The organism is Lentibacillus salinarum, from assembly GCF_042679865.1.
In the GTDB taxonomy this organism is placed as follows: Bacteria; Bacillota; Bacilli; order Bacillales; family Amphibacillaceae; genus Lentibacillus; species Lentibacillus salinarum.
Map to the genome: position 1 here is coordinate 21,098 of NZ_JBHTNH010000061.1, position 19,458 is coordinate 40,555.

A 19,458-nucleotide genomic window follows, 5' to 3' on the forward strand; every position below is an offset into this window, starting at 1 on the left:
TTGATGCGGTTGCTGCGCGATTTAGTGCGGCCGCTACCGCTCGAGTTGCGCCGCTCCTCGCTCGAGTTGGCACTGCTCCCGCTCGAGTTGTGCTGCTCCTCGCTCGAGTTGGCGCCGCTCCCGCTCAAGTTGGCGCTGCTCTCGCTCGAGTTGGTGCTGTTGCTGCGCGATTTGATGCGGTTGCCGCGCGATTTCGGCGGTTGCCGCGCGATTTCGGCGGTTGCTGCGCGATTTGATGCGGATGCTGCGCGATTTCGGGCGGGTGTTGCGCGATTTCAGGCGGCTGCCGCGCGAGTTGGTGCGGTTGCCGCGCGATTTGATGCGGATGCTGCGCGATTTCGGGCGGATGCTGCGCGATTTCGGGCGGGTGCTGCGCGATTTGGTGCGGACGCCGCGCGATTTCGGGCGGGTGCTGCGCGAGTTGATGCGGTTGCCGCGCGATTTCGGCGGTTGCCGCGCGATTTCCCCCTCGACGCGATCGATCATTCCTTAATAAACCAACAGGAAAAGATGAGAGGGGTGCCTCCCATTTTCCTGCTGGCTTTTACGTTTACCTTGCTGTATCGGCCATTTCCTTTTCTTTTGCTTCAATCCGGCGCTTATGCAAAATGGGTTCGGTATAGCCGCTTGGCTGCTCTGTTCCTTTAAAGACAAGGTCACAGGCGGCCTGGAATGCGACCGAATCATCATAATCTGGTGCCATTGGCCGGTAAGTGGGATCGTCGGCGTTTTGCCTGTCAACGATTTTGGCCACTCGCTTCAATGTATCCAGCATTTGCTTCTTGGTGCAAACGTCATGATAGAGCCAGTTGGCGAGCATTTGACTGGAGATGCGCAATGTGGCACGGTCCTCCATCATCCCAATATCATTAATGTCCGGCACTTTGGAACAGCCGATACCCTGCCCCACCCAGCGGACAACATAGCCGAGCAGTGTTTGCGCGCTGTTGTCCATCTCTTGCTGGATCTCATCAGCGGTCCACCATTGCGCGTCGCCGGCAACCGGAATCTGTAAAATATCGTCGCGGTAGTTGTGTAGCTGTTGTTCGATATTTGCCTGCACCTGCTTAACGTCAACTTGATGGTAATGCAGCGCATGCAGGGTGGCAGCTGTCGGTGACGGAACCCACGCTGTGTTCCCACCGGCCTGCAGATGACCGACCTTCTGCTTTAACATATCAGCCATCAAGTCCGGCATCGCCCACATGCCTTTCCCGATTTGTGCTTTACCTTTCAAACCGGCAGCCAGACCGACATGGACGTTATTGTTCTCATAACCGTTTAGCCAGACTGATGATTTCATATCCCCTTTGCGGATCATTGGGCCCGCTTCCATGGACGTATGAATTTCATCACCTGTTCGATCAAGGAAACCGGTATTAATAAAGACAACACGGTCACGTACTTCATTGATGCAGTTTTTCAGGTTCAAAGATGTGCGGCGTTCTTCATCCATGACGCCAATTTTCAGCGTGTTGCGCGCCATGTCGAGCATGTCTTCAACCCGGCTGAATAATTCATTGGCAAACGCGACCTCATTGGAGCCATGCATTTTCGGCTTGACGATGTAAACCGAGCCTGCATTAGAATTCTGATAAACCCCATTAGCGAGCAGACTGTGTTTGGCCATCAGGCTGGTGAAAACACCGTCCATAATGCCTTCAAACATTTCCTCACCGTTTTCATCCAAAATCGCACTGTTCTGCATCAAATGACCGACATTGCGGACAAACATGAGCACACGGCCGTCGAGGGTGATTTCCCCGCCGTCTGGAGTAGTGTACGTGCGGTCAGGATTCAGCTTGCGCGTCACGTCTTTCCCGCCTTTAGTGAACGTGGTGGTTAAATCACCTTTGTTCAGTCCGAGCCAATTACGGTAAACGCGTGTTTTATCTTCAGCATCGACCGCGGCCACCGAATCTTCACAGTCCATAATGCTGGTTGTCGCTGATTCCATGAAGACGTCTTTCACGCCAGCCGGATCGGTTTTACCAATGGCATGGCTAGCATCAATCTGGATATCAATGTGCATACCGTTATTCCGGAGCAAAACCGCCTCAGGACTCTCAGCCGGCCCTTGGTAGCCGGCAAATTGTGTTGCATCCTTAAGCCCGATCGTTTTGCCATTGTCGAGTGTCACCTCAAGTGTGCCGCTGGTTACGGCATAGCGAGTCGCGTCTTTGTGGGATGCTGACGCGAGTGGTGCGCGCTCATCAAGGAAAGTTTTCGCAAAGGCGATCACTTTTTCCCCGCGGACCGGATTGTAAGTACTCCCTTTCTCGGCGCCGTCTTCTTCGCTGATGACATCTGTTCCGTAAAGCGCATCATAGAGGGATCCCCAGCGCGCATTGGCAGCATTCAAGGCGTAGCGGGCATTATCAATCGGCACCACCAACTGCGGCCCGGCCTGCTTGGTGATGACGTCATCAATGTTTTCCGTCGTAATCTGAAAATCAGCCACCTCGGGCTCCAAATAGCCAATAGCCTTAAGAAACGCTTGATAGCTGTCAGCGTCCGTCACATCATGCTCTTTGTGCCACTGATCGATCTGCTGCTGGATCGTTTCCCGTTCAGCCAGCAACGCTTTATTTTTCGGCGTCAAATCAGCAACGAGCTTTTCCAGATCCCGCCAAAATTGGTCGCGGTCAAGCCCTGTCCCTGGCAGCGCCTCTGAATTGACAAAGTCATAAAGTTCTTGTGCCACCTGCAAATTCCCTGCTCGAACGTATTCTGTCATGCCGACTCCTCCCCTTTGTGCTTTTCTATAGTTTATTATAAGCCGGTCAGAAACAGAAATATATATTTTGCATGAATACTATTCCATTTGATTATACCTTGACGTATAATAGGCATAATCAAACCTAAAGGGGTGTCTCGCTATGGACATCAGGCAAGTCGAATGTTTTGCGGAAGTCGCCCGGCAATTGAATGTCACCCAAGCCGCCAAAACACTGCATGTCTCACAGCCTTCCTTGAGCAAAACGATCAAAAACCTGGAACGGGAGCTCGGCGCACCACTTTTTTACCGCGGATCACAGAAATTGGCACTCACGGACGCAGGTGAAGCCTTCCTCGTCAACGCAAAAAAATTGCTCGCTGCCTATGATAACCTGACGTCTGAGCTGAACGATGTCATCGATTTAAAACGCGGCGAAATCAAAATCGGCATTCCACCCATCATCGGCGCCGCCTTTTTTTCGCCATTTATCAGCCGCTACAAAGAAGCCCATCCATCGATTGATCTGTTATTAACGGAAGTCGGCAGCAATAAAATCCGAGAAGGCGTCAGCGAGGGCGCGCTCGATATCGGCTTAATCTGCAACCTCCCCACCCATAAAAACAAACTCGACATGATTCAGCTGTTAAATGATCCGCTCATGCTGCTTGTACATCAGGACAACCCGTTAGCGGAAAAACAGACGATTGACTTTGCGGCAATTGAACATGAGCCGCTCATTTTGTACCGGCATGATTTTTCCCTCCATGACAAAATCATGCAAGCATGCGCGGAGTACGGCTTTGAACCGAAAGTCGTCTGCGAAAGCTCACAAAAAGACTTTATGATCGAGATGGTCGAAGCCAAACTGGGTGCGACACTGCTCCCGAGCCGCATCTGCGGGCAAATTGAGAATGAACAGCTCGTGGCAATTCCGTTTACCCGGCCTGAGGTCAACCTCGAACTCGGCATGATCTGGAATAAGGAAAATTATTTGCCGTATGCCGTAAGAGAATTTATCAACATGTCGGAAGCGATTAACGTGTGAGTGGTAGTGCTTGCTAGCGAGTGAAGGGGGGGAGTTCGCTCGAGTTTGGCGGCGCGCTCGCTCGAGTTGGCGGTGCTCCCGCTCGAGTTGACGCGCCCCTCGCTCGAGTTGCGCCGCCTCTCGCTCGAGTTGGCGGTGCTCCCGCTCGAGTTGACGCGCCCCTCGCTCGAGTTGACTGCGCTCCCGCTCGAGTTGCGACGCTTCTCGCTCGAGTTGGCCGCGTTCCCGCTCGAGTTGCGACGCTTCTCGCTCGAGTTGCGCCGCTCCTCGCTCGAGTTGCGCCGCTCCTCGCTCGAGTTGCGCCGCCCCTCGCTCGAGTTGGCGACGCGCTCGCTCGAGTTGGCCGCGCTCTCGCTCGAGTTGCGCCGCTCCTCGCTCGCGTTGGCCGTGCTCCCGTTCGAGTTGGCCGCGTCCCCGCTCGAGTTGACCGCACTCCCGCTCGAGTTGAGCGCATTCTCGCTCGAGTTGGCGACCCTCTCGCTCGCGTTGGCTGCGCTCCCGCTCGAGTTGGCTGCGCTCTCGCTCGAGTTGCGCCGCTTCTCGCTCGAGTGGCGCTGCTCCCGCTCAAGTTGCGCCGCCCCTCGCTCGAGTTGCGCTGCTCCTCGCTCGAGTTGAGCCCACTCCCGCTCGAGTTGCGCCGCTCCTCGCTCGAGTTGGCCGCGCTTCCGCTCGAGTTGCGCGGCGATCCCGCTCGAGTTCCTCCCCAGCCTAGCGCCCTCCATACATAAGGGGCGCTGAATTTTCAGCACCCCTTATTATTTGCCTTAATCCAATTCAATTTCTTCAACAGTCCGCTCAACAATCCGTGCTTCTTTGATGGAGACGACATCGCCGCCTGATGATGTGAAGGCATTCTGATTGATGATTTCGTCCATCGCTGCTTTGATGGCTTCCGGATCGGCCGGCTCGACCGGCTTTTCCAGTGAGTAGGTTACCGTCTTGTCATCGTCATTTAAAAATTTCAATTCCAATTTTTTCATCGTGTCACCTCCTGTCTATATTTAATCAGTCCTCTGTCACTTTGCTCACCGCCCAACGATAGCATTCTTATTTGATGCCGATCCCCCAAAATCGTTGAGCGGCTGGTGGCGTCATGCGCTCCTATACTTTCCTATTCTTCCCCGCTGATTTCGGAACTGTCTGTCCGTTCCACGTCCAACAGCGGGCGCTCCTGCAATGATGTGACAGCATTCGCGATTGCGTAAAGCTCGTCGGCTGTCGCTGTCGTCTTCACATTGTTGAAGCCTTTCGTTTTATAAAGCTGCTCCCCGGTCTCCTCATCCACACCATCATCCAAAATCAGGCGCAGGCGGGAATCGATTAGTTGCTGCTCGGCCATGTCGTTCACCTCCTTTCACCCCTACAATCGTTCGAAATAACAAAATGGGGGCGTGCTCCTGCAAAAAAAATTTTTTAAAGAAACACGCCCCTTTTGCCGGGTTGGGGACGATTATAGTTAAAAGAAGGGGAATTTTCAGCGGCGGCCAGAAATCAGCATAGATCGTGTATGGAGGGGTACAGGCTGCTCGATCGGCTTTGCACACCATTAGATAGAAGGCGCAAGATTGAGTGGTGTTGTCGGCTATTCAATCGGTTTTGTGTTTGCTCGATTGATTGCAGCGCAACCTCGGCAGGTTTATGTCCCGCCCGATTGATCTCCCGATTTAGCGCTACGCTCGCCCGGTTTAGCACAACGTTCATTTCATGTTGTGCGCAGATTGATCGGTTTTAGTGCACCTTTATATCTTTTAAACCAAAATCATGCCTTAACCTTACCCAATTGTGTGAATAAAATGTTAAAATAGGACATAAGTACGTTATTCACCACATAAATTTTGTTCTGAGTATCAAACAGACATTTAATAAACAGGATTTCTCGCTAGACGTCCAGAATCGCCTAATGCGGCTTCATTGTTAGGTGATTTAAAAAAATCCACTAATTTTTGAAACGTTTTTAGCCGTCCATACGTCTAATCTGATGACTTTTTTCGACATGACATACGATTATCATACGATTTTAATAAAATTCTAATTTACTTACGTGCCATTTCATAGTAAAATTAAGTTTGGTTTTTCATTATAATGCTTTAATTTATATATAGGATGACCTTATAAGAAACATTTCGACACGCACTACAAAATTAGTCGAAATATGCTATGACATTTTTAACGGATTTTCGTCCGATAATCGTATCTGACTAAGATGGATATGATCAGAGAGGAATTTTTTTATGACTGATGATTCAAGAAAGACGTTGCGAAAACATAAAAAACGCAAATTGCGAAAGCGAGCCTTCTTTATATTAATCCCTTTATTCGTGATTGTCGTCGGTTTATCTTATGCAACTTATTTGTATGTAAAAGCGGATTCGGTGCTGTCGGACTCTTATGAGGATGATGGCAAAGAGAAGTCTGATTTGCGGGAAGAAAAAGTTGATCCGACCGAGGACAATGTTTCGGTCCTGATTGCCGGTGTTGATGCGAGTGATGTTCGCAAAAACGCGGAAGATTCGCGCACTGATACACTCATGCTTGCCACGTTGAATAAAAACGACCAAAGTGTCAAAATGCTGAGCATCCCACGTGATTCACTCGTTTATATTCCGGAAGTCGGCCATGAAGATAAGATCAATCATGCCCATTCTTATGGGGGAATAGAAGCTACCCGTGACACGGTTGAAAACTTACTGGATATTCCGGTCGATTACTATGTGAAACTCAACTTTGAAGCGTTTATCGATGTGGTCGATGCCGTTAATGGCATCACCGTTGATGTCCCATATGAACTCCATGAACAAAATTCGAAAGATGTCCAGGGCGCCATTCATCTTCTCCCCGGCGAACAGGAGCTGAACGGCGAAGAAGCATTGGCACTTGCCCGGACGCGGAAATTGGATAATGATATTGAACGCGGAAAACGCCAGCAGGACATTATCAAAGCGGTTGTCGACAAATCGGTTTCCATGAGTTCCTTACTCAAATATGATGATATTATAGAAGCGGTCGGCAGCAATATGTCAACGAATATGACATTCAGTGAAATGAAAAGCTTCGTGTCATATGGAACAGCCGGAAAAGATCTGGATTTTGAGACGTATACTTTGGAAGGTACAGACTATCAGCCAAGCAGCACGTACTACTGGCAAGTGGATCAAACCGCACTTACGGAGACAAAGCATATGTTAAAACAGCATCTCAACCTGGAAACAACCGCTACCGTGTCTGAAGAAGAAGGAAGCTCATCAACCACTTCAGATGAGTCTAACAGTTCTTATTAGTATATCAGCCAGCCTGAAATTGGGCTGGCTTTTTTGAATCCGGAAACGCCGACTATCGTGTCTGTTTGTTTCACCTATTCGCTTCCACCAATCGTTTAAATTTGCCAATCCCTCGTTTATAGCCCTGCCACATCATAAATTTGGCTTTGTCAGCTGCGTTCGGCACAGGTACCCGCCGGCCGAGTCCTTCCTCACGTGTATATTGACACGGGTTGCATAAACCACAGGCACGCCCACCTTTTGTTGGATTGTGACAAAACCAGGTTTGTTCCATCATGTGCCGGAAACCGGACTTTTCGGCTGCTGCGCCCATATCCAGTTTCGTCATATGCAACAACGGAAAGCGATAACGTGAAAATAGCTTCAATGCAGTATCGGAAAGACTATCCGTCATCTGATAATAGCTGTCGTTGTCTCTTTCCTTTAACACGACATCATGCTTGATAAAATTCATCACGTTATCGTCCTCATGAATGCTTAGTTCAAGATCGTCAAGCTTCAAAAACTCGGTATAACGGGCAAGCCAGTCATGCTGATCGCCTAAATGCGCCCTCGACGCCAACTCATGATATTGTCTTGTAATCTCGTCATGGACCGGTATGCCTGTCCGCTCAATCGTGATCGTCTCTCTTATGTGTTTTCCAGCTTCCGGGTCCGACTGCTGCATCATCGCTTTAATCTGCTCCATTGTCTTTAATTCCATGGCGGTTGATTTCCGGCGCCGGTCAAGCACATAAAAGGGCTGGACGGTTTCCTGCTTATTCAACACGACATCCAGCACGCGGAATGTCGAATCCCAGCCGCCTGTCCAAAGGATGTTGTGAATCATTTAAGAACGCCCCTTCCTTTGATGTTGCCTGTACAGCGTTTGCATCAAGTTAATTTGCTGTATTTCTTCAAGTTCTTGAACCATTGAATGGGGATTTGTTTTATTCATTCCAGGGACTGGTGGATATCTACCGCTTGCATACTTAGTCAACGCCTGCTGCCATTCCGGACTTTTCATGACTGTTTGCCATGCAGCCCATGGTCCTTGATGGCCTTTAATCCGGCCTGTTCGAACACCGGCTTCCCTTACAGCCCACATTACAAATTCAACAAATGCATTCACGTACCACGGAAAATAAGGCAGTCGTCCTTCGCTGTGCAGCAGCCATTTTGTCGGCTTGAGCTGCCACTTGAATGCCTTGTGGAACAGCCGTCTATTCAATTTCCAACGTTGCGGGACGGCAGCACTGATTTTAACGACGTCGTTGACCATAAACGGTTCATAGCTCCGGAAAAGCCGACGGTTGACATGCCAATTGGGAATATTCATGTTCATCGAGCTTGGCCACAGTTGAAACCATTCATCAGCCGACCCAGGGCGAAATTGTTTGACATATTGCCAATGTTCCTGTCGCCGCTCTGTTAACGCCCCCAATACATCAGTAGAAAACAGCCGGCTTCTAACCGGTGTGCGCCTAGAATGGCCAGGCTGCTTCACCTGAGGCAAAAACGGCAAACGGCTGGAACCACGCAGCTTTTGAATACGGGCACCCTTCAATAGGGCATCCGAAAACAAGCCCCCGAAAACAGCCGTATATGTATTCAGCTGACACCTTTGATGAAAACCATATGTATGGGCGTGAAAATATTGTGATCCGCCGCCAGCCAAATCCGAACTTGGTGGCAACATCGTTAAATAATGCAGCTTGTCGCGGGTGGTCAGATGAAACTCAACGCCATAAGCACTTGCAGCTTTTTTGGCCTGTCTACCTTCCCGGTTCATACTATCAAGAAAAATAAACCCATTCGGTGTCTGATCAGCATTTTCTGTCAACAGACTGGCTATAACGCGTGAATCCTCACCGCCACTGATGAACTGGGCAACTTCTGTCACATTGTGTGTCAGCTTTTGTATGTCATGTTGCACATGCCTTTGTAAGTCTTGCGCCGCCTCCTGAATCGATGAGTAGTGATATGTCTCGTCCGGAATCCAATAAGGTTCGTGCCGCCATCCTGCAGTACTATCCCTCATCACATGTTCCGAAGCAGGGGCGATTTGTCGTATCGTCGTATAAACCGTATAAGGAAACGTCACGACGCCATGCAGTAAAAAGTCTACAATGGAGACAGCGTCGACCTGCTCCAGTTGACCGGATGCTTCTGCCAACATGTCAACATGCGTGGCTAGCATTACCATTTCGGTATTTTCATAGGTATACACCGGGATAAAACTCATGAGATCGGTCACACAGATAACCTTTGACGATTGTTTGTCGATCATTAGGACAGCAAAAGGCCCGCTCACATCGTCATCCCATCTCATCTTGCCGTCACGAACGCGTCTGTAAATAGAATGCGTCCCCGCCACATCAGAGCCATTTTCCAAAAACGTATTGTCCCGGAAATATAAAACGGGCCCCCCAATCACAACACAAATAGACGTATTCGTTTCATATGGCTGAAAACCGTTGTACAGATTGTGGCTGACGGCTAAAGAGCCCCATTCGCCGTGAAATTCATGGACTTCAGGCCAATCTTGATGGTATATGCCTTTGATTGCCTCTGCTAATTTTCCCTTGTCAACCGGTCTTCTGGAAAAAATAAAATCACTCATCATTACCGCCATCCGACTGTTCATGATCATAATGCCTGCTCTTTTGCAATGTGATGCCTATCAAACCACTATTCAGTATGGCCCCTGATACGCCAAAACATGCAATCGCGGTTAAATCACTTGCGAAAATATAATAGCCGGCTGCCAGAGCCGCAATCCTCGTAATTAACATGATGATGGTAAATCGTAAATGAAATGCTTGAGCCGACAACACGGGAAGGGCCATCACACTTGGCCGGTTGATAAATCCGAAAAACGTCCAAAGGGCCATCCATCGCGCATATTCCCCTGCCGTCACCCAATCGGCGCCGAACACAAAACTGAACAGCCAGGGACCAAATATGATGACGGTCCCGAATGGCCCGACCCCGACAGCTGCCAGGGAAAGGGTGGCCTTCCTAATCAATCCCGTCACGTTTTCCCCATTGTTTGCCGCTTCGGAGACCCTTGGATAAAACACATCTCCGACCGATTTGCCAATCAATTGGACTGGCAAGCTGAGCACTGATTTACCGATCGCATAAAAACCTGCTGAAGCCGGGCCGAAAAAACCGGACAACAGTAACGTCGGCAAACTTTGTGACGAGGCATTGATGAAGACTTCAGGTGCTCGGTAGGCCGGAAAGTCCCAATGCCGTTTGGCAACTGACTTAATTGACGAGCGTGGTTCCCGATGATGCTGTTTTTCTGCCGGTTTGGCGAACAACATCAGCAACAGTGCTTTGACACCCTTCGACAGAGCGGATAGGACAATCAGCACAGATGCGAATGGGTAAAAGAAGCCAACACCCACTTTACTGCCCTGAATGATCACGGCTTGCACAACGGTCATTTTCGCCGTGATGGCAAATTGTTTCGTCCGGATAAGCCACTGCTCAGCCGTTTGCAGCAAACCGGCAAACAGCATGACAACCGGGATTAAAAATAAAAACGACGCCACATCCTGCAACTGAAAAAGCTGAACAATCGATGTCTGAAAAAGCAGTAGAACAACAGCTGACGCAACAGCCATCCCCACTGTCACCGCGAGCGACAACCGCAACAGGGCCCATGCATCTGTCTCCCGCTTCGGCAGGACGATCGCAATCGGGTAAGTTAACGCGGCAACGGGACCCACAATACTGACAATCGCGGTAAAGACACCCATTAAGCCATATGCTTCCGGTCCATACAGACGTGTGATCAGGGGTGATAGGGCCATGATGACAGCCTGGGCAGCAGCCGTCCCGCTAGCCATGACCGCGACATCCCGTACAAATGGCTTCTTGGTTAATCGCCTCATTTTACGCTTCAACCCCACACCCCTTTTTCCAACGTTGGTGTCAAATCCATAGCACATTATAAAGATGCTTCGGCACCATATAGCTTAAATCTTTCGCCCACGTTCGCATCTTGCCATCGTTGCAGATTCTCCGGTACACGTAGAACTTTTGTTGTAATGACAGCTTGCGGCGGTTCAGGACAGTAAGCACGGCACTCTTGACCGCCTCTTTGAATAACGTCCCGTCAAAGATTTGCTGACGCTTATTATGTATGATCATTTTATTCAGCACATCAGGCAGCTTCATAACCGTTTGGTCGCTCAGATCACGCACATAATTGTCATTAAAAAAATCATTAAATACGTGAAGCTCGTCATCGGTCAGATCAAACTGATAAAAATCGAGAATATCATGGTGTATTGCATCATTGACCTGCTTTCTGCGGGTAACTTTCGCCGATTTTGACTGTCGGGTGACATTGGCATGCCCTGTCCGGTATTTCATCAACACCTCAGGCAGGATGGACAGCCGGCCAACTTTTGACAGCTGAACCCAAAGATCATAATCCTGCGCCACAAAATAAGCTGAGTTGTAACGGATACGATGCCTTCTTAGTGTCGCTAGCCGGATAAACGCCGTCGGATTGCTGATCTGATTCAAGAACAAGAGACGCGCACGAATTTCTTCAGGTTTTATCGCTTTTGGCTTCAGCGTTTTCGTGATTTTCCCGCCGACTATCTCATAATAACTACCGAGCGCATCTATGTCCGGATGATGTTCCATAAACGCAACCTGCCGTTCAATTCGGTGAGGATGCGCCATATCATCAGCATCCATCACCGCCATATAGCGCCCTTTGGCTTCCCGCACCCCTCTGTTGCGTGTATATGGAATACCGCGGTTCTGATCGTTTTGCAGAAAGGTAATCCGGGAATCTATATATGCCCGCACGATATCTGCCGACCGGTCGATTGATCCGTCATCGATAATGAGAATCTGCAAATGCATATATGACTGCTGCAATATACTTTCCAGTGCCTCATGGATATAGCTTTCAGCATTATAAAGCGGTATGAACACCGTCACCAGCGGCTCTTTCATTTGGTTATCTCCTTATGTAAAGCTGCTTCATTTAGTATGCAACAATTGACACTTGAATAAACCCGCCTCCAACGTAAAAAGAGCCAGTGCTCCACAGCACTAGCTCCTTTTAAAGACAATCCGTATTATAAATTCAAATACCTTCAGAATTCGTTTCCAGCGGAATGGCTGCTTCAGCAAGCGGTAAAGCCACTCCAAGTTCAGGTTGATCCATATATCCGGTGCGCGCTTGGCGGTACCAGCCAAAACGTCAAAACTGCCGCCAACCCCCATGAAAACACCTTTGGAAAACATCTCCTTGTGTTCAGCGATCCACAGCTCCTGCCGTGGAAGGCCTAACGCCACAAATACGAGATCAGCACCTGAGCGCGCAATAGCGTCTGAGACTTCAGGGTCATCGACATCAAAAAAGCCGTGATGCCGACCAGCGACGCGAACGTTGGGGAAGTTCCTGTTCACTTCAGCAACGGCCTTTTTATTAACTGTTTCTTCAGCGCCCAAGAAGTAACAGCTTAGACCATGTTTATCGGCATATCGAAGCAAATCTATCATGACATCATAGCCAGCTATCCGCTCCTGAAGTGGTTGTTTCATAGATTTAGCCGCCAACAAGATTCCTGCACCATCTGGAACGACATAATCTGCCTGTTTAACACTTTTTTTATAAGCAGGATCTTCTCTGGTCTGCATGACAATTTCCGGGTTGGCCGTGACGATAAAGCATGGTTGTTCATTCATTAAGCGCGGCTGAATAAACGCGCGCAGAAATGTCTCTTTTGTCGTATTCAGAAAATCTATATCCATTATCGTCACATAATGACTCATGATTGGCACCTTTCCAGTAAAGCATCGTCAGCAGTTGGCCCCATCCGATACTAAGGGCGCTGCCGCAATCCTTTTACAAAGTTTGTCAGCGGTTTGTAGTCGCTGTTGATCATTTCCAGATTTTCAATCAATATTTGCATGGTTAATAATGTAATCGAAAAAATTAAAATCGAACCCCACACCGTCGTCATTGAAAATAATATCGCGGATACACAGAACATGCCGCTAAGTGCATAAATGAACAGAACCGTCTGTTTATGGGTAAAGCCTGCCCGGATCAGTCTGTGATGCAAATGAGCACTGTCAGGTCTTGAGATTGGCTGTCTGTTGATGAAGCGGCGTATAATGGCAATCAGGGTGTCGGATATCGGCACCCCAAGAATAAAAATCGGGATGATAAACGAAATGACCGTGACATTTTTAAACCCGAGCAGCGCCAGCACTGAAATCATGTAGCCCAAAAACAGGGCACCGGTATCACCCATGAAAATTTTGGCCGGAAAAAAATTATAGCGCAAAAAGCCTGCCGTACTGAAAAAGAGAATGAATGCCATCGTAGCAACGTACACATTGCCCATTATCACGGCCATCACCGCCAGCGTCAGCAATGCAATGGAGGAGACCCCGGCAGCTAGACCGTCCAAGCCGTCAATCAGATTAATCGCATTGGTCACACCAGCGATCCACAGTATGGTCACGACCGAACTGAAGAAACCAAATTCAATCTCCCCGCCAAACGGCAAATTAATGAATTCCACCTGAAGTCCGCCCCAGAACACGACGAACACCGCGACAGCAAGCTGTGTAAGAAATTTTACTTTCGGTGATAAATCAAGCACATCATCCAAAAACCCGAGCGCGATCATGACAATCGCTCCAGTCACAATAGCCAAATGGTATTCACCTGTAGGCTGAAGAATAAGCAGTCCAGTCATAAAGCTTATAAAAATAGCCAGCCCGCCCAGTGTCGGGATCGGATCTGTATGCATTTTCCGATGGTCCGGTTTATCAGTTGCATTCAGCCGTTTTGCAAATTTTATCAAGAGTGGTGTTATGACGAATGATACGAGCATTGTTATCATAGCTAAAAGCACAATGGTTACCATTTAGCGCACCTCATTCAAAAGCTCTCTATAATAGACGTTCGAAATCATATAAATGTTTCGGAGTGGTTTACATTCAATTTACATAAGCAATTCAACTATACATTATAAACCTTTTTGTCGAAAGTAGCTATAGAAAATTTCGTATTTCCAGTCTCGTATGTCCATTTTGCTACCATACCCATCTAGTGACATTATCATGCATGTTGGATTGAATACATGAATGAAACATTTTGAAACATTTACGTTGCCCGGCTATAATGTAATTGTTCATACGACCAAAAAACAGAACAGCATTTAGACATTGATTCCAGTGACGTAATAAGTCACCATTCATAGAATTGGAGTGTTCCATATGGTACTTAACTTTGCCCATCGTGGCTCACTGACAGAGGCTCCGGAAAACACGCTGCCGGCATTTCAGAAAGCGATTGACCACGGTGCGAAAGCAATTGAATTAGATGTGCAGTTATCCAAAGACAATCGTTTAGTCGTTTCCCACGACCATAAATTCACCCGATTCAACAAAGACGTCACCGGTCTTATCAAGGATTATACGCTTGCGGAAATCAAACAAATCGATGTCGGCTCTACATTCGGAGAAGCGTATTCCGGAACAAGCCTCCCAGCACTTGAGGAAGTCCTGACCATTTGCCCGAAAAATATTCGGTTAAATATCGAAATTAAAAATATCCCTGTTATTTATGAGGGGATTGAACAGATTCTGCTCGATACACTGACAGCCTATAACAGAACGCAAAACGTGATAATCTCTTCGTTTGACCATGTCGCTTTGCAAACGGTTCAGACCATTAATCCCAGCGTCGACCTTGGTATGCTGTTCTATTACCGGATGTTGTACCCGTGGGATTACGCGGCAACAAGCGGTTTGAACATCCGCAGCCTTCATCCCAATCAAGTCTATGTTGATCAAACGTTTGTTCAGGAATGCAAACGCCGGGGTTTTGAGATTTATCCGTTTACAGTTAATCATTTTGAACGGTATAAGGAACTTGTCAGTTTTGGTGTTGATGGGGTGTTTTCGAATGAGCCGAGGGTGTTTGGTTCTTCTAGCTGACTTGACGACATCAAAAAAATTAAAAACCCTGCCAAGACAGGGTTTTTTACGTCATCATGACCGTCTGCGCCTCAATATATAAATAAGTATGCCTATTAGCACAATCGCAAGAACGCCTACAACAATATACTGGATCAAGCCATTGCCTTCATCCGTATTAACATTACTTTCACTTTCCAGCGCAGAGTCCTGTTCGATCTTTTCCTCCATGCCGAAGTCTGACAGCGGAACAGCATAGACATTCGAATCTTGACTGCCTATTATCAGTGTATCATTCATAATAATCGGTCCTGATGGTGCCAGCGTGCCATTCAGCTCCTTGGTCCCGACTACTTCACCGGTCTCTGTATCTAGTGCATAAACCATGCCTTTTGTATTGGAGAAATAGACAATACCGTCTTGTGCAACTGGTGGAGCTTTCATAATTTCATTCTCGTACTCCCACTGCTTCTCTCCTGTCTTTAAATCATAGGCGTAAAATGTTTTGGTAATCGGGCTGCCAACAAAAATCGTTCCGTCATAAATGATTGGTGCACCGGACTTATTATTTTTAACAAATTCCCCTTCACCGAGACTTTCTTCCCAAATGATATCACCGGTTTCAGTATCCATTGCGTATAGCCAGTGTTCCGGATTGTCACTGTCACCGGTCAATGCTGTTGTTACAACGATATTATCTGAAACCACCGGGGGAACATCATCCAATCCTGCAAAGACATTCGGAAATTCTGTCTGCCATTTGATGGTATCACTTGTTAAATCGTATGCGGAAAATTCATAAGGGAGTGGACCACTGCCACCTACGTATAACGTATCTTCAGTCAGATTGGGAGCTGACATGCTTATAGTTGATCCGATTTCTGTCTTATGTAATTCTTTGCCGCTTTCCAAATCCAGCTTATACAAATGCTTATCCCCGGTCGCAGCATATACTGAGTCATCATAGTATACCGGTGTCGGCATTACCTCGCCTTCCGTATTATACTTCCAGAGTATATCACCGGATTCAGCATCCAGTGCCAATACGCCATTTTCTCCGGTTCCCCGAATACCATTATCCTGGAAGTAGCGATTTCCAAAGCCTACAAACACTTTACCGTCATGGTAGATCAATTCTGAATGCACCCAGTTTGGTGCTTTATTCTGCCATAATTTCTCACCAGTTGTAATATCAAAAGCAAACAAATCACCAGTGTTATGATTACCCACAAAAAGTTTGTCGGCGGCAACAACCGGGGTGGCCCTAACTTCATCAGCTGTTTTAAATGTCTGATACTCCAGCGGATCAGAACCATTATCAAACACAGCATTTTTATCATTATTTAAACGGTATTGATGCCATTCTTCCGGGCCAAAAACCTCAGCACTAATATTTGTTGGCAGAGCTAACCATAATATAATACACAATAACCACAAACTTATTTTTTTCATACCCAATCCCCCCTTGTATATGTTTAGACCTCATTTTTAGGTCTCTAAAAGCTAGTCTGACCCGGGACGAAGAGAAATGATCGCTCAGTCGGTTTCACGTTACCACCAATCGTCCCGGCATCAAGAAGTTACAGGATCCATCACCAAACTTGTCAAGAAGCATGGATTCGAACAGATCCTATTTGGTCTGGAACACACTGGCGTTTACTCGACGCATACGGCCATGTATCTAACCCGCCATCTGGACTTTGGCATCCAGCATAGAAATGTCTATAGTTTAATCGAGGTCTTATCAAGCAATTCAAGAAATCCAACTATCTGGATGCCCCCAAAAATGATCGGCTAGACGCCTGGTTCATCGCCGCCAAACTGCGGGCCGGGCATTTGCCGAAACCTTTTACATGGAGTGAACCGCTTATGACACTACAACGACCGACGCGAGCTCGTTTCCACTTGATGCAGGATCTGACGCAGGAAAGCAACTTCCTGATGACGAATTTGTACTTAAAGTTCAGTGATTATACGATCACTGGACCATTTAAACAGAACAAGTTGTCAGCCACATCTCTTGCGGTCATGGAAAAATTCGTGTCGGAACTGATTAGCATGCCGTTGGACAGGCTGATCGAGTTTCTCGTCCTGCACGGAAAAAACCGTTTTGACGACCCGGAAGAAGTTGCCCGCTCCTTACAGAAGGCAGCACGTTCTTCCTATCGTTTGCCTGAGTCCATGACAGATTCTGTCAACCTTGCCATGGCCTCAAGCATTCGGGTAATACATGTCGTTCAGAAACAGCGATTAACGATCATTTGGGAACCATCCCGCAAACGCTGGACACGGTTCCGGGAATCAGCCCGATATTTGCCCTCCGGAATCCTGTCCGAAGTGGACATCAATGACTTTAGAGGCCAACAAGAATTGGCAAAGTATGGCGGCCTTGCCTGGAATCAAAACCAGTCCGGTAAATTTACCGCCAAACGAACACGGCTCGTTCATTCCGGCAATCACTACCTGAAACACTATCTTCTCGAGGCGGCAAACAGTTTCGGGTGCACGACCCTGTTTATGCCCAGTACTATGCTAAAAAATAAGCGGACCCAAAAGAATTTGCCGATAAAAGTGCCCTTGCGCTTACAGCTTGAAAACTGGTGCGGTTGATCTTTTACCTGCTGAAGACCAACCAAATTTACCACCAGGAAGGGGGAATCCGACAGAAAAATTAATGAATCTACCGTTCAACATGATTCCACCTATTATTTGACATTAATGTTAATCCCTGTAAATCACTTAGGGTGGGCTAAGTAACACCACCTTCAATGCAGCAGGATTTTTGAAAATTTATCTTGACATATTACCGCTGCTCTATTTTTTAAACTCATTATTTTGATCCGTGTATAGATTTTCTTTTATAATCTTCACGTTCTTTTTTAGACATTTTTTTAAACTGTTTTAGAAATTCCTCGTATTTCGGAATAATTTCTTCAACAGGGCCAAAATCTTTTACCATACCATATTCCAACCAGAGAATTTTATCACAGAACTCCTTCATTTGCCCGATTGAATGGCTGACAAAAATCATTGTTTTTCCTTTTTTCTTAAATTCCTTCATCTTATTAAGACTTTTCTCTGCAAAGGCTTTGTCACCAACTGAAAGAGCCTCGTCAATGATTAAAATGTCTGGATCTATACTGACTGAAATTGAAAAGCCTAATCTCGATTTCATTCCACTGGAATAAGCTTTAACAGGCTGATCAATAAAATTACCAAGCTCAGAAAATTCAATGATATCTGGTTCCAGCTCTTTAATCTCTCCTTTATTGAAGCCTAACATCAAACATTTCAATTCAATATTGTCCCTACCAGTCAAATCACCTTTTAACCCTGAAGCAACAGCAATCAGTGAAGTTTGGCCATTCACTTTTACTGACCCGGAGGTTTCAGGAACAATACCAGCAATGATATTAGATAGTGTTGACTTCCCGGAACCATTTATCCCGATAAACCCAACAACATCACCTTTCTCAGCTTCAAAATACACATCAGTTAGAGCGAAAAAATCTTTCCCATAACTTTTTGGAGTTAAAAGATCGAGCATTCGCTCCTTTGTACCATTATACAGTTTATATTTTTTAGTTACATTTTTAGCGATAATCGCTTTTTCCATTACCTTCACTTACTTTCATAAGAAATCAATAAAGTGTCTTCTGAACTTAACATGGATTTTTGCTCCAAGTAGGAATAAAACAATAACCAGTCCCCAAAAGAAAAGTGTATATTCCCAATGGGTTATAAAATACCAATCCACTCCAAACAATGCATATCTATAGCCTTCAATTAGGTAATAAAGCGGATTGAGCTTCATTAAATTCATTAGAGTATTAAATTCACTAAGCATTGATAGTGGCCAAAGAACGCCGGATAAATATAGCATCATTCGTAATGTAGAATTTAAAAGCATATGGACATCCCTAATGATAGTAGATAAGGTTGATGTTATAAGGGATATAGCAAAAAATAAACAAAACGATGCAAAAATAAAATAAACGAGCTGCAGATAATATATATTTAAAAAATAACCAGCAAACTGGAAAATTACAATTATTACACCTAACATAAATAAATGGACATAAAACTTAGAGAATATGACGAAATTAGGTATAACACTCATTGGAAAATTCATTTTTGAAAGCATGCGCAATCTTGTATAAATGGATTTTGATCCTTGGATGGTGGACTGATAAAAGAAAATCCAAAGAAAAAAGGCAGCTAACAACCAAGCAAAGAATGGTACTTCGACCCCACCTACATAAACAGGGTCCCGCTCTCTCAAAGTACTGAATACAAACCAATATATAACGACTTGAATGGCAGGATTAATAACTTCCCAAGCCATCCCCAGGTAATTATTCCGGTTATGACTTTTTAACTCATACAAAGAAAGTCTTCTTATTAAATAAAAGTGCTGTATTTGCTCACGTATCACCGTCAATGCAGTTTTCATTATGATACCCTCT

Annotated in this window: 19 protein-coding genes; 6 read left to right on the top strand and 13 right to left on the bottom strand. The window is 46.6% G+C overall.

What is annotated here, in order from left to right:
* Positions 1–33: 33 nt before the first annotated feature.
* Positions 34–486, bottom strand: coding sequence for a hypothetical protein (locus tag ACFQ4A_RS18700; protein WP_382402912.1), 453 nt, complete (start codon positions 484–486; stop codon positions 34–36).
* A gap of 64 nt (positions 487–550) precedes the next feature.
* Positions 551–2,737, bottom strand: a complete 2,187-nt coding sequence (locus tag ACFQ4A_RS18705) for a malate synthase G (RefSeq protein WP_382402913.1) — start codon at positions 2,735–2,737, stop codon at positions 551–553.
* Positions 2,738–2,879: 142 nt separating this feature from the next.
* Between ACFQ4A_RS18705 and ACFQ4A_RS18710 the strand changes: the two genes are divergently transcribed.
* Positions 2,880–3,764 carry a LysR family transcriptional regulator gene (locus ACFQ4A_RS18710; protein WP_382402914.1) on the top strand — a complete coding sequence of 295 codons (885 nt, stop codon included), beginning with the start codon at positions 2,880–2,882 and terminating at the stop codon, positions 3,762–3,764.
* 45 nt (positions 3,765–3,809) lie between these two features.
* On the top strand, positions 3,810–4,379 hold the full coding sequence (locus tag ACFQ4A_RS18715) for a hypothetical protein (protein WP_382402915.1): 570 nt from the start codon (positions 3,810–3,812) through the stop codon (positions 4,377–4,379).
* A 149-nt stretch (positions 4,380–4,528) separates the two neighbouring features.
* Here ACFQ4A_RS18715 and ACFQ4A_RS18720 read toward each other — a convergent pair whose 3' ends face one another.
* The gene (locus ACFQ4A_RS18720) at positions 4,529–4,744 is read right to left on the bottom strand and encodes a DUF2922 domain-containing protein (RefSeq protein ID WP_382402916.1); all 216 of its coding nucleotides are present in this window, start codon (positions 4,742–4,744) and stop codon (positions 4,529–4,531) included.
* A gap of 131 nt (positions 4,745–4,875) precedes the next feature.
* Positions 4,876–5,103, bottom strand: a complete 228-nt coding sequence (locus tag ACFQ4A_RS18725; RefSeq protein ID WP_382402917.1) for a DUF1659 domain-containing protein — start codon at positions 5,101–5,103, stop codon at positions 4,876–4,878.
* Positions 5,104–5,995: 892 nt separating this feature from the next.
* Here ACFQ4A_RS18725 and ACFQ4A_RS18730 point away from each other — a divergent pair.
* Complete coding sequence (locus ACFQ4A_RS18730; RefSeq protein WP_382402918.1) at positions 5,996–7,042, top strand: LCP family glycopolymer transferase; 1,047 nt, start codon at positions 5,996–5,998, stop codon at positions 7,040–7,042.
* A gap of 70 nt (positions 7,043–7,112) precedes the next feature.
* Here ACFQ4A_RS18730 and ACFQ4A_RS18735 read toward each other — a convergent pair whose 3' ends face one another.
* The 6 genes from ACFQ4A_RS18735 to ACFQ4A_RS18760 form a co-directional block, all read right to left on the bottom strand.
* Positions 7,113–7,871 (bottom strand): 7-cyano-7-deazaguanine synthase, encoded by a 759-nt coding sequence (locus ACFQ4A_RS18735; RefSeq protein ID WP_382402919.1) that lies wholly within the window; start codon positions 7,869–7,871, stop codon positions 7,113–7,115.
* The gene (locus ACFQ4A_RS18740) at positions 7,872–9,668 is read right to left on the bottom strand and encodes an asparagine synthase-related protein (protein WP_382402920.1); all 1,797 of its coding nucleotides are present in this window, start codon (positions 9,666–9,668) and stop codon (positions 7,872–7,874) included.
* Positions 9,637–10,938 (bottom strand): lipopolysaccharide biosynthesis protein, encoded by a 1,302-nt coding sequence (locus ACFQ4A_RS18745; protein WP_382402921.1) that lies wholly within the window; start codon positions 10,936–10,938, stop codon positions 9,637–9,639. The genes ACFQ4A_RS18740 and ACFQ4A_RS18745 overlap by 32 nt, the downstream gene beginning before the upstream one ends.
* Positions 10,939–10,966: 28 nt before the next feature.
* Positions 10,967–12,007: a glycosyltransferase family 2 protein gene (locus ACFQ4A_RS18750; protein WP_382402922.1), complete on the bottom strand. Its 1,041-nt coding sequence runs from the start codon at positions 12,005–12,007 to the stop codon at positions 10,967–10,969.
* A gap of 99 nt (positions 12,008–12,106) precedes the next feature.
* Positions 12,107–12,832 carry a WecB/TagA/CpsF family glycosyltransferase gene (locus ACFQ4A_RS18755; protein ID WP_382402923.1) on the bottom strand — a complete coding sequence of 242 codons (726 nt, stop codon included), beginning with the start codon at positions 12,830–12,832 and terminating at the stop codon, positions 12,107–12,109.
* A gap of 50 nt (positions 12,833–12,882) precedes the next feature.
* A complete protein-coding gene (locus ACFQ4A_RS18760; RefSeq protein ID WP_382402924.1) occupies positions 12,883–13,938 on the bottom strand; it encodes a glycosyltransferase family 4 protein in 1,056 nt (351 codons plus the stop codon).
* 352 nt (positions 13,939–14,290) lie between these two features.
* Here ACFQ4A_RS18760 and ACFQ4A_RS18765 point away from each other — a divergent pair, with 352 nt between their 5' ends.
* Positions 14,291–15,013, top strand: coding sequence for a glycerophosphodiester phosphodiesterase (locus ACFQ4A_RS18765; RefSeq protein ID WP_382402925.1), 723 nt, complete (start codon positions 14,291–14,293; stop codon positions 15,011–15,013).
* A gap of 54 nt (positions 15,014–15,067) precedes the next feature.
* On the opposite strand, the gene ACFQ4A_RS18770 is transcribed toward ACFQ4A_RS18765, so the two are convergent.
* Complete coding sequence (locus ACFQ4A_RS18770; RefSeq protein WP_382402926.1) at positions 15,068–16,444, bottom strand: outer membrane protein assembly factor BamB family protein; 1,377 nt, start codon at positions 16,442–16,444, stop codon at positions 15,068–15,070.
* A 76-nt stretch (positions 16,445–16,520) separates the two neighbouring features.
* Between ACFQ4A_RS18770 and ACFQ4A_RS18775 the strand changes: the two genes are divergently transcribed.
* Both ACFQ4A_RS18775 and ACFQ4A_RS18780 read left to right on the top strand, forming a co-directional pair.
* A complete protein-coding gene (locus ACFQ4A_RS18775) occupies positions 16,521–16,790 on the top strand; it encodes a hypothetical protein (RefSeq protein ID WP_382402927.1) in 270 nt (89 codons plus the stop codon).
* A 71-nt stretch (positions 16,791–16,861) separates the two neighbouring features.
* On the top strand, positions 16,862–17,602 hold the full coding sequence (locus ACFQ4A_RS18780) for a transposase (RefSeq protein WP_382402928.1): 741 nt from the start codon (positions 16,862–16,864) through the stop codon (positions 17,600–17,602).
* A 220-nt stretch (positions 17,603–17,822) separates the two neighbouring features.
* Here ACFQ4A_RS18780 and tagH read toward each other — a convergent pair whose 3' ends face one another.
* The gene (gene tagH, locus ACFQ4A_RS18785; RefSeq protein ID WP_382402929.1) at positions 17,823–18,608 is read right to left on the bottom strand and encodes a teichoic acids export ABC transporter ATP-binding subunit TagH; all 786 of its coding nucleotides are present in this window, start codon (positions 18,606–18,608) and stop codon (positions 17,823–17,825) included.
* Between the two features lie 15 nt (positions 18,609–18,623).
* Complete coding sequence (locus ACFQ4A_RS18790) at positions 18,624–19,445, bottom strand: ABC transporter permease (protein WP_382402930.1); 822 nt, start codon at positions 19,443–19,445, stop codon at positions 18,624–18,626.
* Positions 19,446–19,458: the final 13 nt, after the last annotated feature.

Coding starts and splice junctions, on each gene's coding strand:
- ACFQ4A_RS18700 (WP_382402912.1), bottom strand. CDS start 486: ATGATCGATCGCGTCGAGGGGGAAATCGCGCGGCAACCGCCGAAATCG.
- ACFQ4A_RS18705 (WP_382402913.1), bottom strand. CDS start 2,737: ATGACAGAATACGTTCGAGCAGGGAATTTGCAGGTGGCACAAGAACTT.
- ACFQ4A_RS18710 (WP_382402914.1), top strand. CDS start 2,880: ATGGACATCAGGCAAGTCGAATGTTTTGCGGAAGTCGCCCGGCAATTG.
- ACFQ4A_RS18720 (WP_382402916.1), bottom strand. CDS start 4,744: ATGAAAAAATTGGAATTGAAATTTTTAAATGACGATGACAAGACGGTA.
- ACFQ4A_RS18725 (WP_382402917.1), bottom strand. CDS start 5,103: ATGGCCGAGCAGCAACTAATCGATTCCCGCCTGCGCCTGATTTTGGAT.
- ACFQ4A_RS18730 (WP_382402918.1), top strand. CDS start 5,996: ATGACTGATGATTCAAGAAAGACGTTGCGAAAACATAAAAAACGCAAA.
- ACFQ4A_RS18735 (WP_382402919.1), bottom strand. CDS start 7,871: ATGATTCACAACATCCTTTGGACAGGCGGCTGGGATTCGACATTCCGC.
- ACFQ4A_RS18740 (WP_382402920.1), bottom strand. CDS start 9,668: ATGAACAGTCGGATGGCGGTAATGATGAGTGATTTTATTTTTTCCAGA.
- ACFQ4A_RS18750 (WP_382402922.1), bottom strand. CDS start 12,007: ATGAAAGAGCCGCTGGTGACGGTGTTCATACCGCTTTATAATGCTGAA.
- ACFQ4A_RS18755 (WP_382402923.1), bottom strand. CDS start 12,832: ATGAGTCATTATGTGACGATAATGGATATAGATTTTCTGAATACGACA.
- ACFQ4A_RS18760 (WP_382402924.1), bottom strand. CDS start 13,938: ATGGTAACCATTGTGCTTTTAGCTATGATAACAATGCTCGTATCATTC.
- ACFQ4A_RS18765 (WP_382402925.1), top strand. CDS start 14,291: ATGGTACTTAACTTTGCCCATCGTGGCTCACTGACAGAGGCTCCGGAA.
- ACFQ4A_RS18770 (WP_382402926.1), bottom strand. CDS start 16,444: ATGAAAAAAATAAGTTTGTGGTTATTGTGTATTATATTATGGTTAGCT.
- ACFQ4A_RS18775 (WP_382402927.1), top strand. CDS start 16,521: ATGATCGCTCAGTCGGTTTCACGTTACCACCAATCGTCCCGGCATCAA.
- ACFQ4A_RS18780 (WP_382402928.1), top strand. CDS start 16,862: ATGACACTACAACGACCGACGCGAGCTCGTTTCCACTTGATGCAGGAT.
- tagH (WP_382402929.1), bottom strand. CDS start 18,608: ATGGAAAAAGCGATTATCGCTAAAAATGTAACTAAAAAATATAAACTG.
- ACFQ4A_RS18790 (WP_382402930.1), bottom strand. CDS start 19,445: ATGAAAACTGCATTGACGGTGATACGTGAGCAAATACAGCACTTTTAT.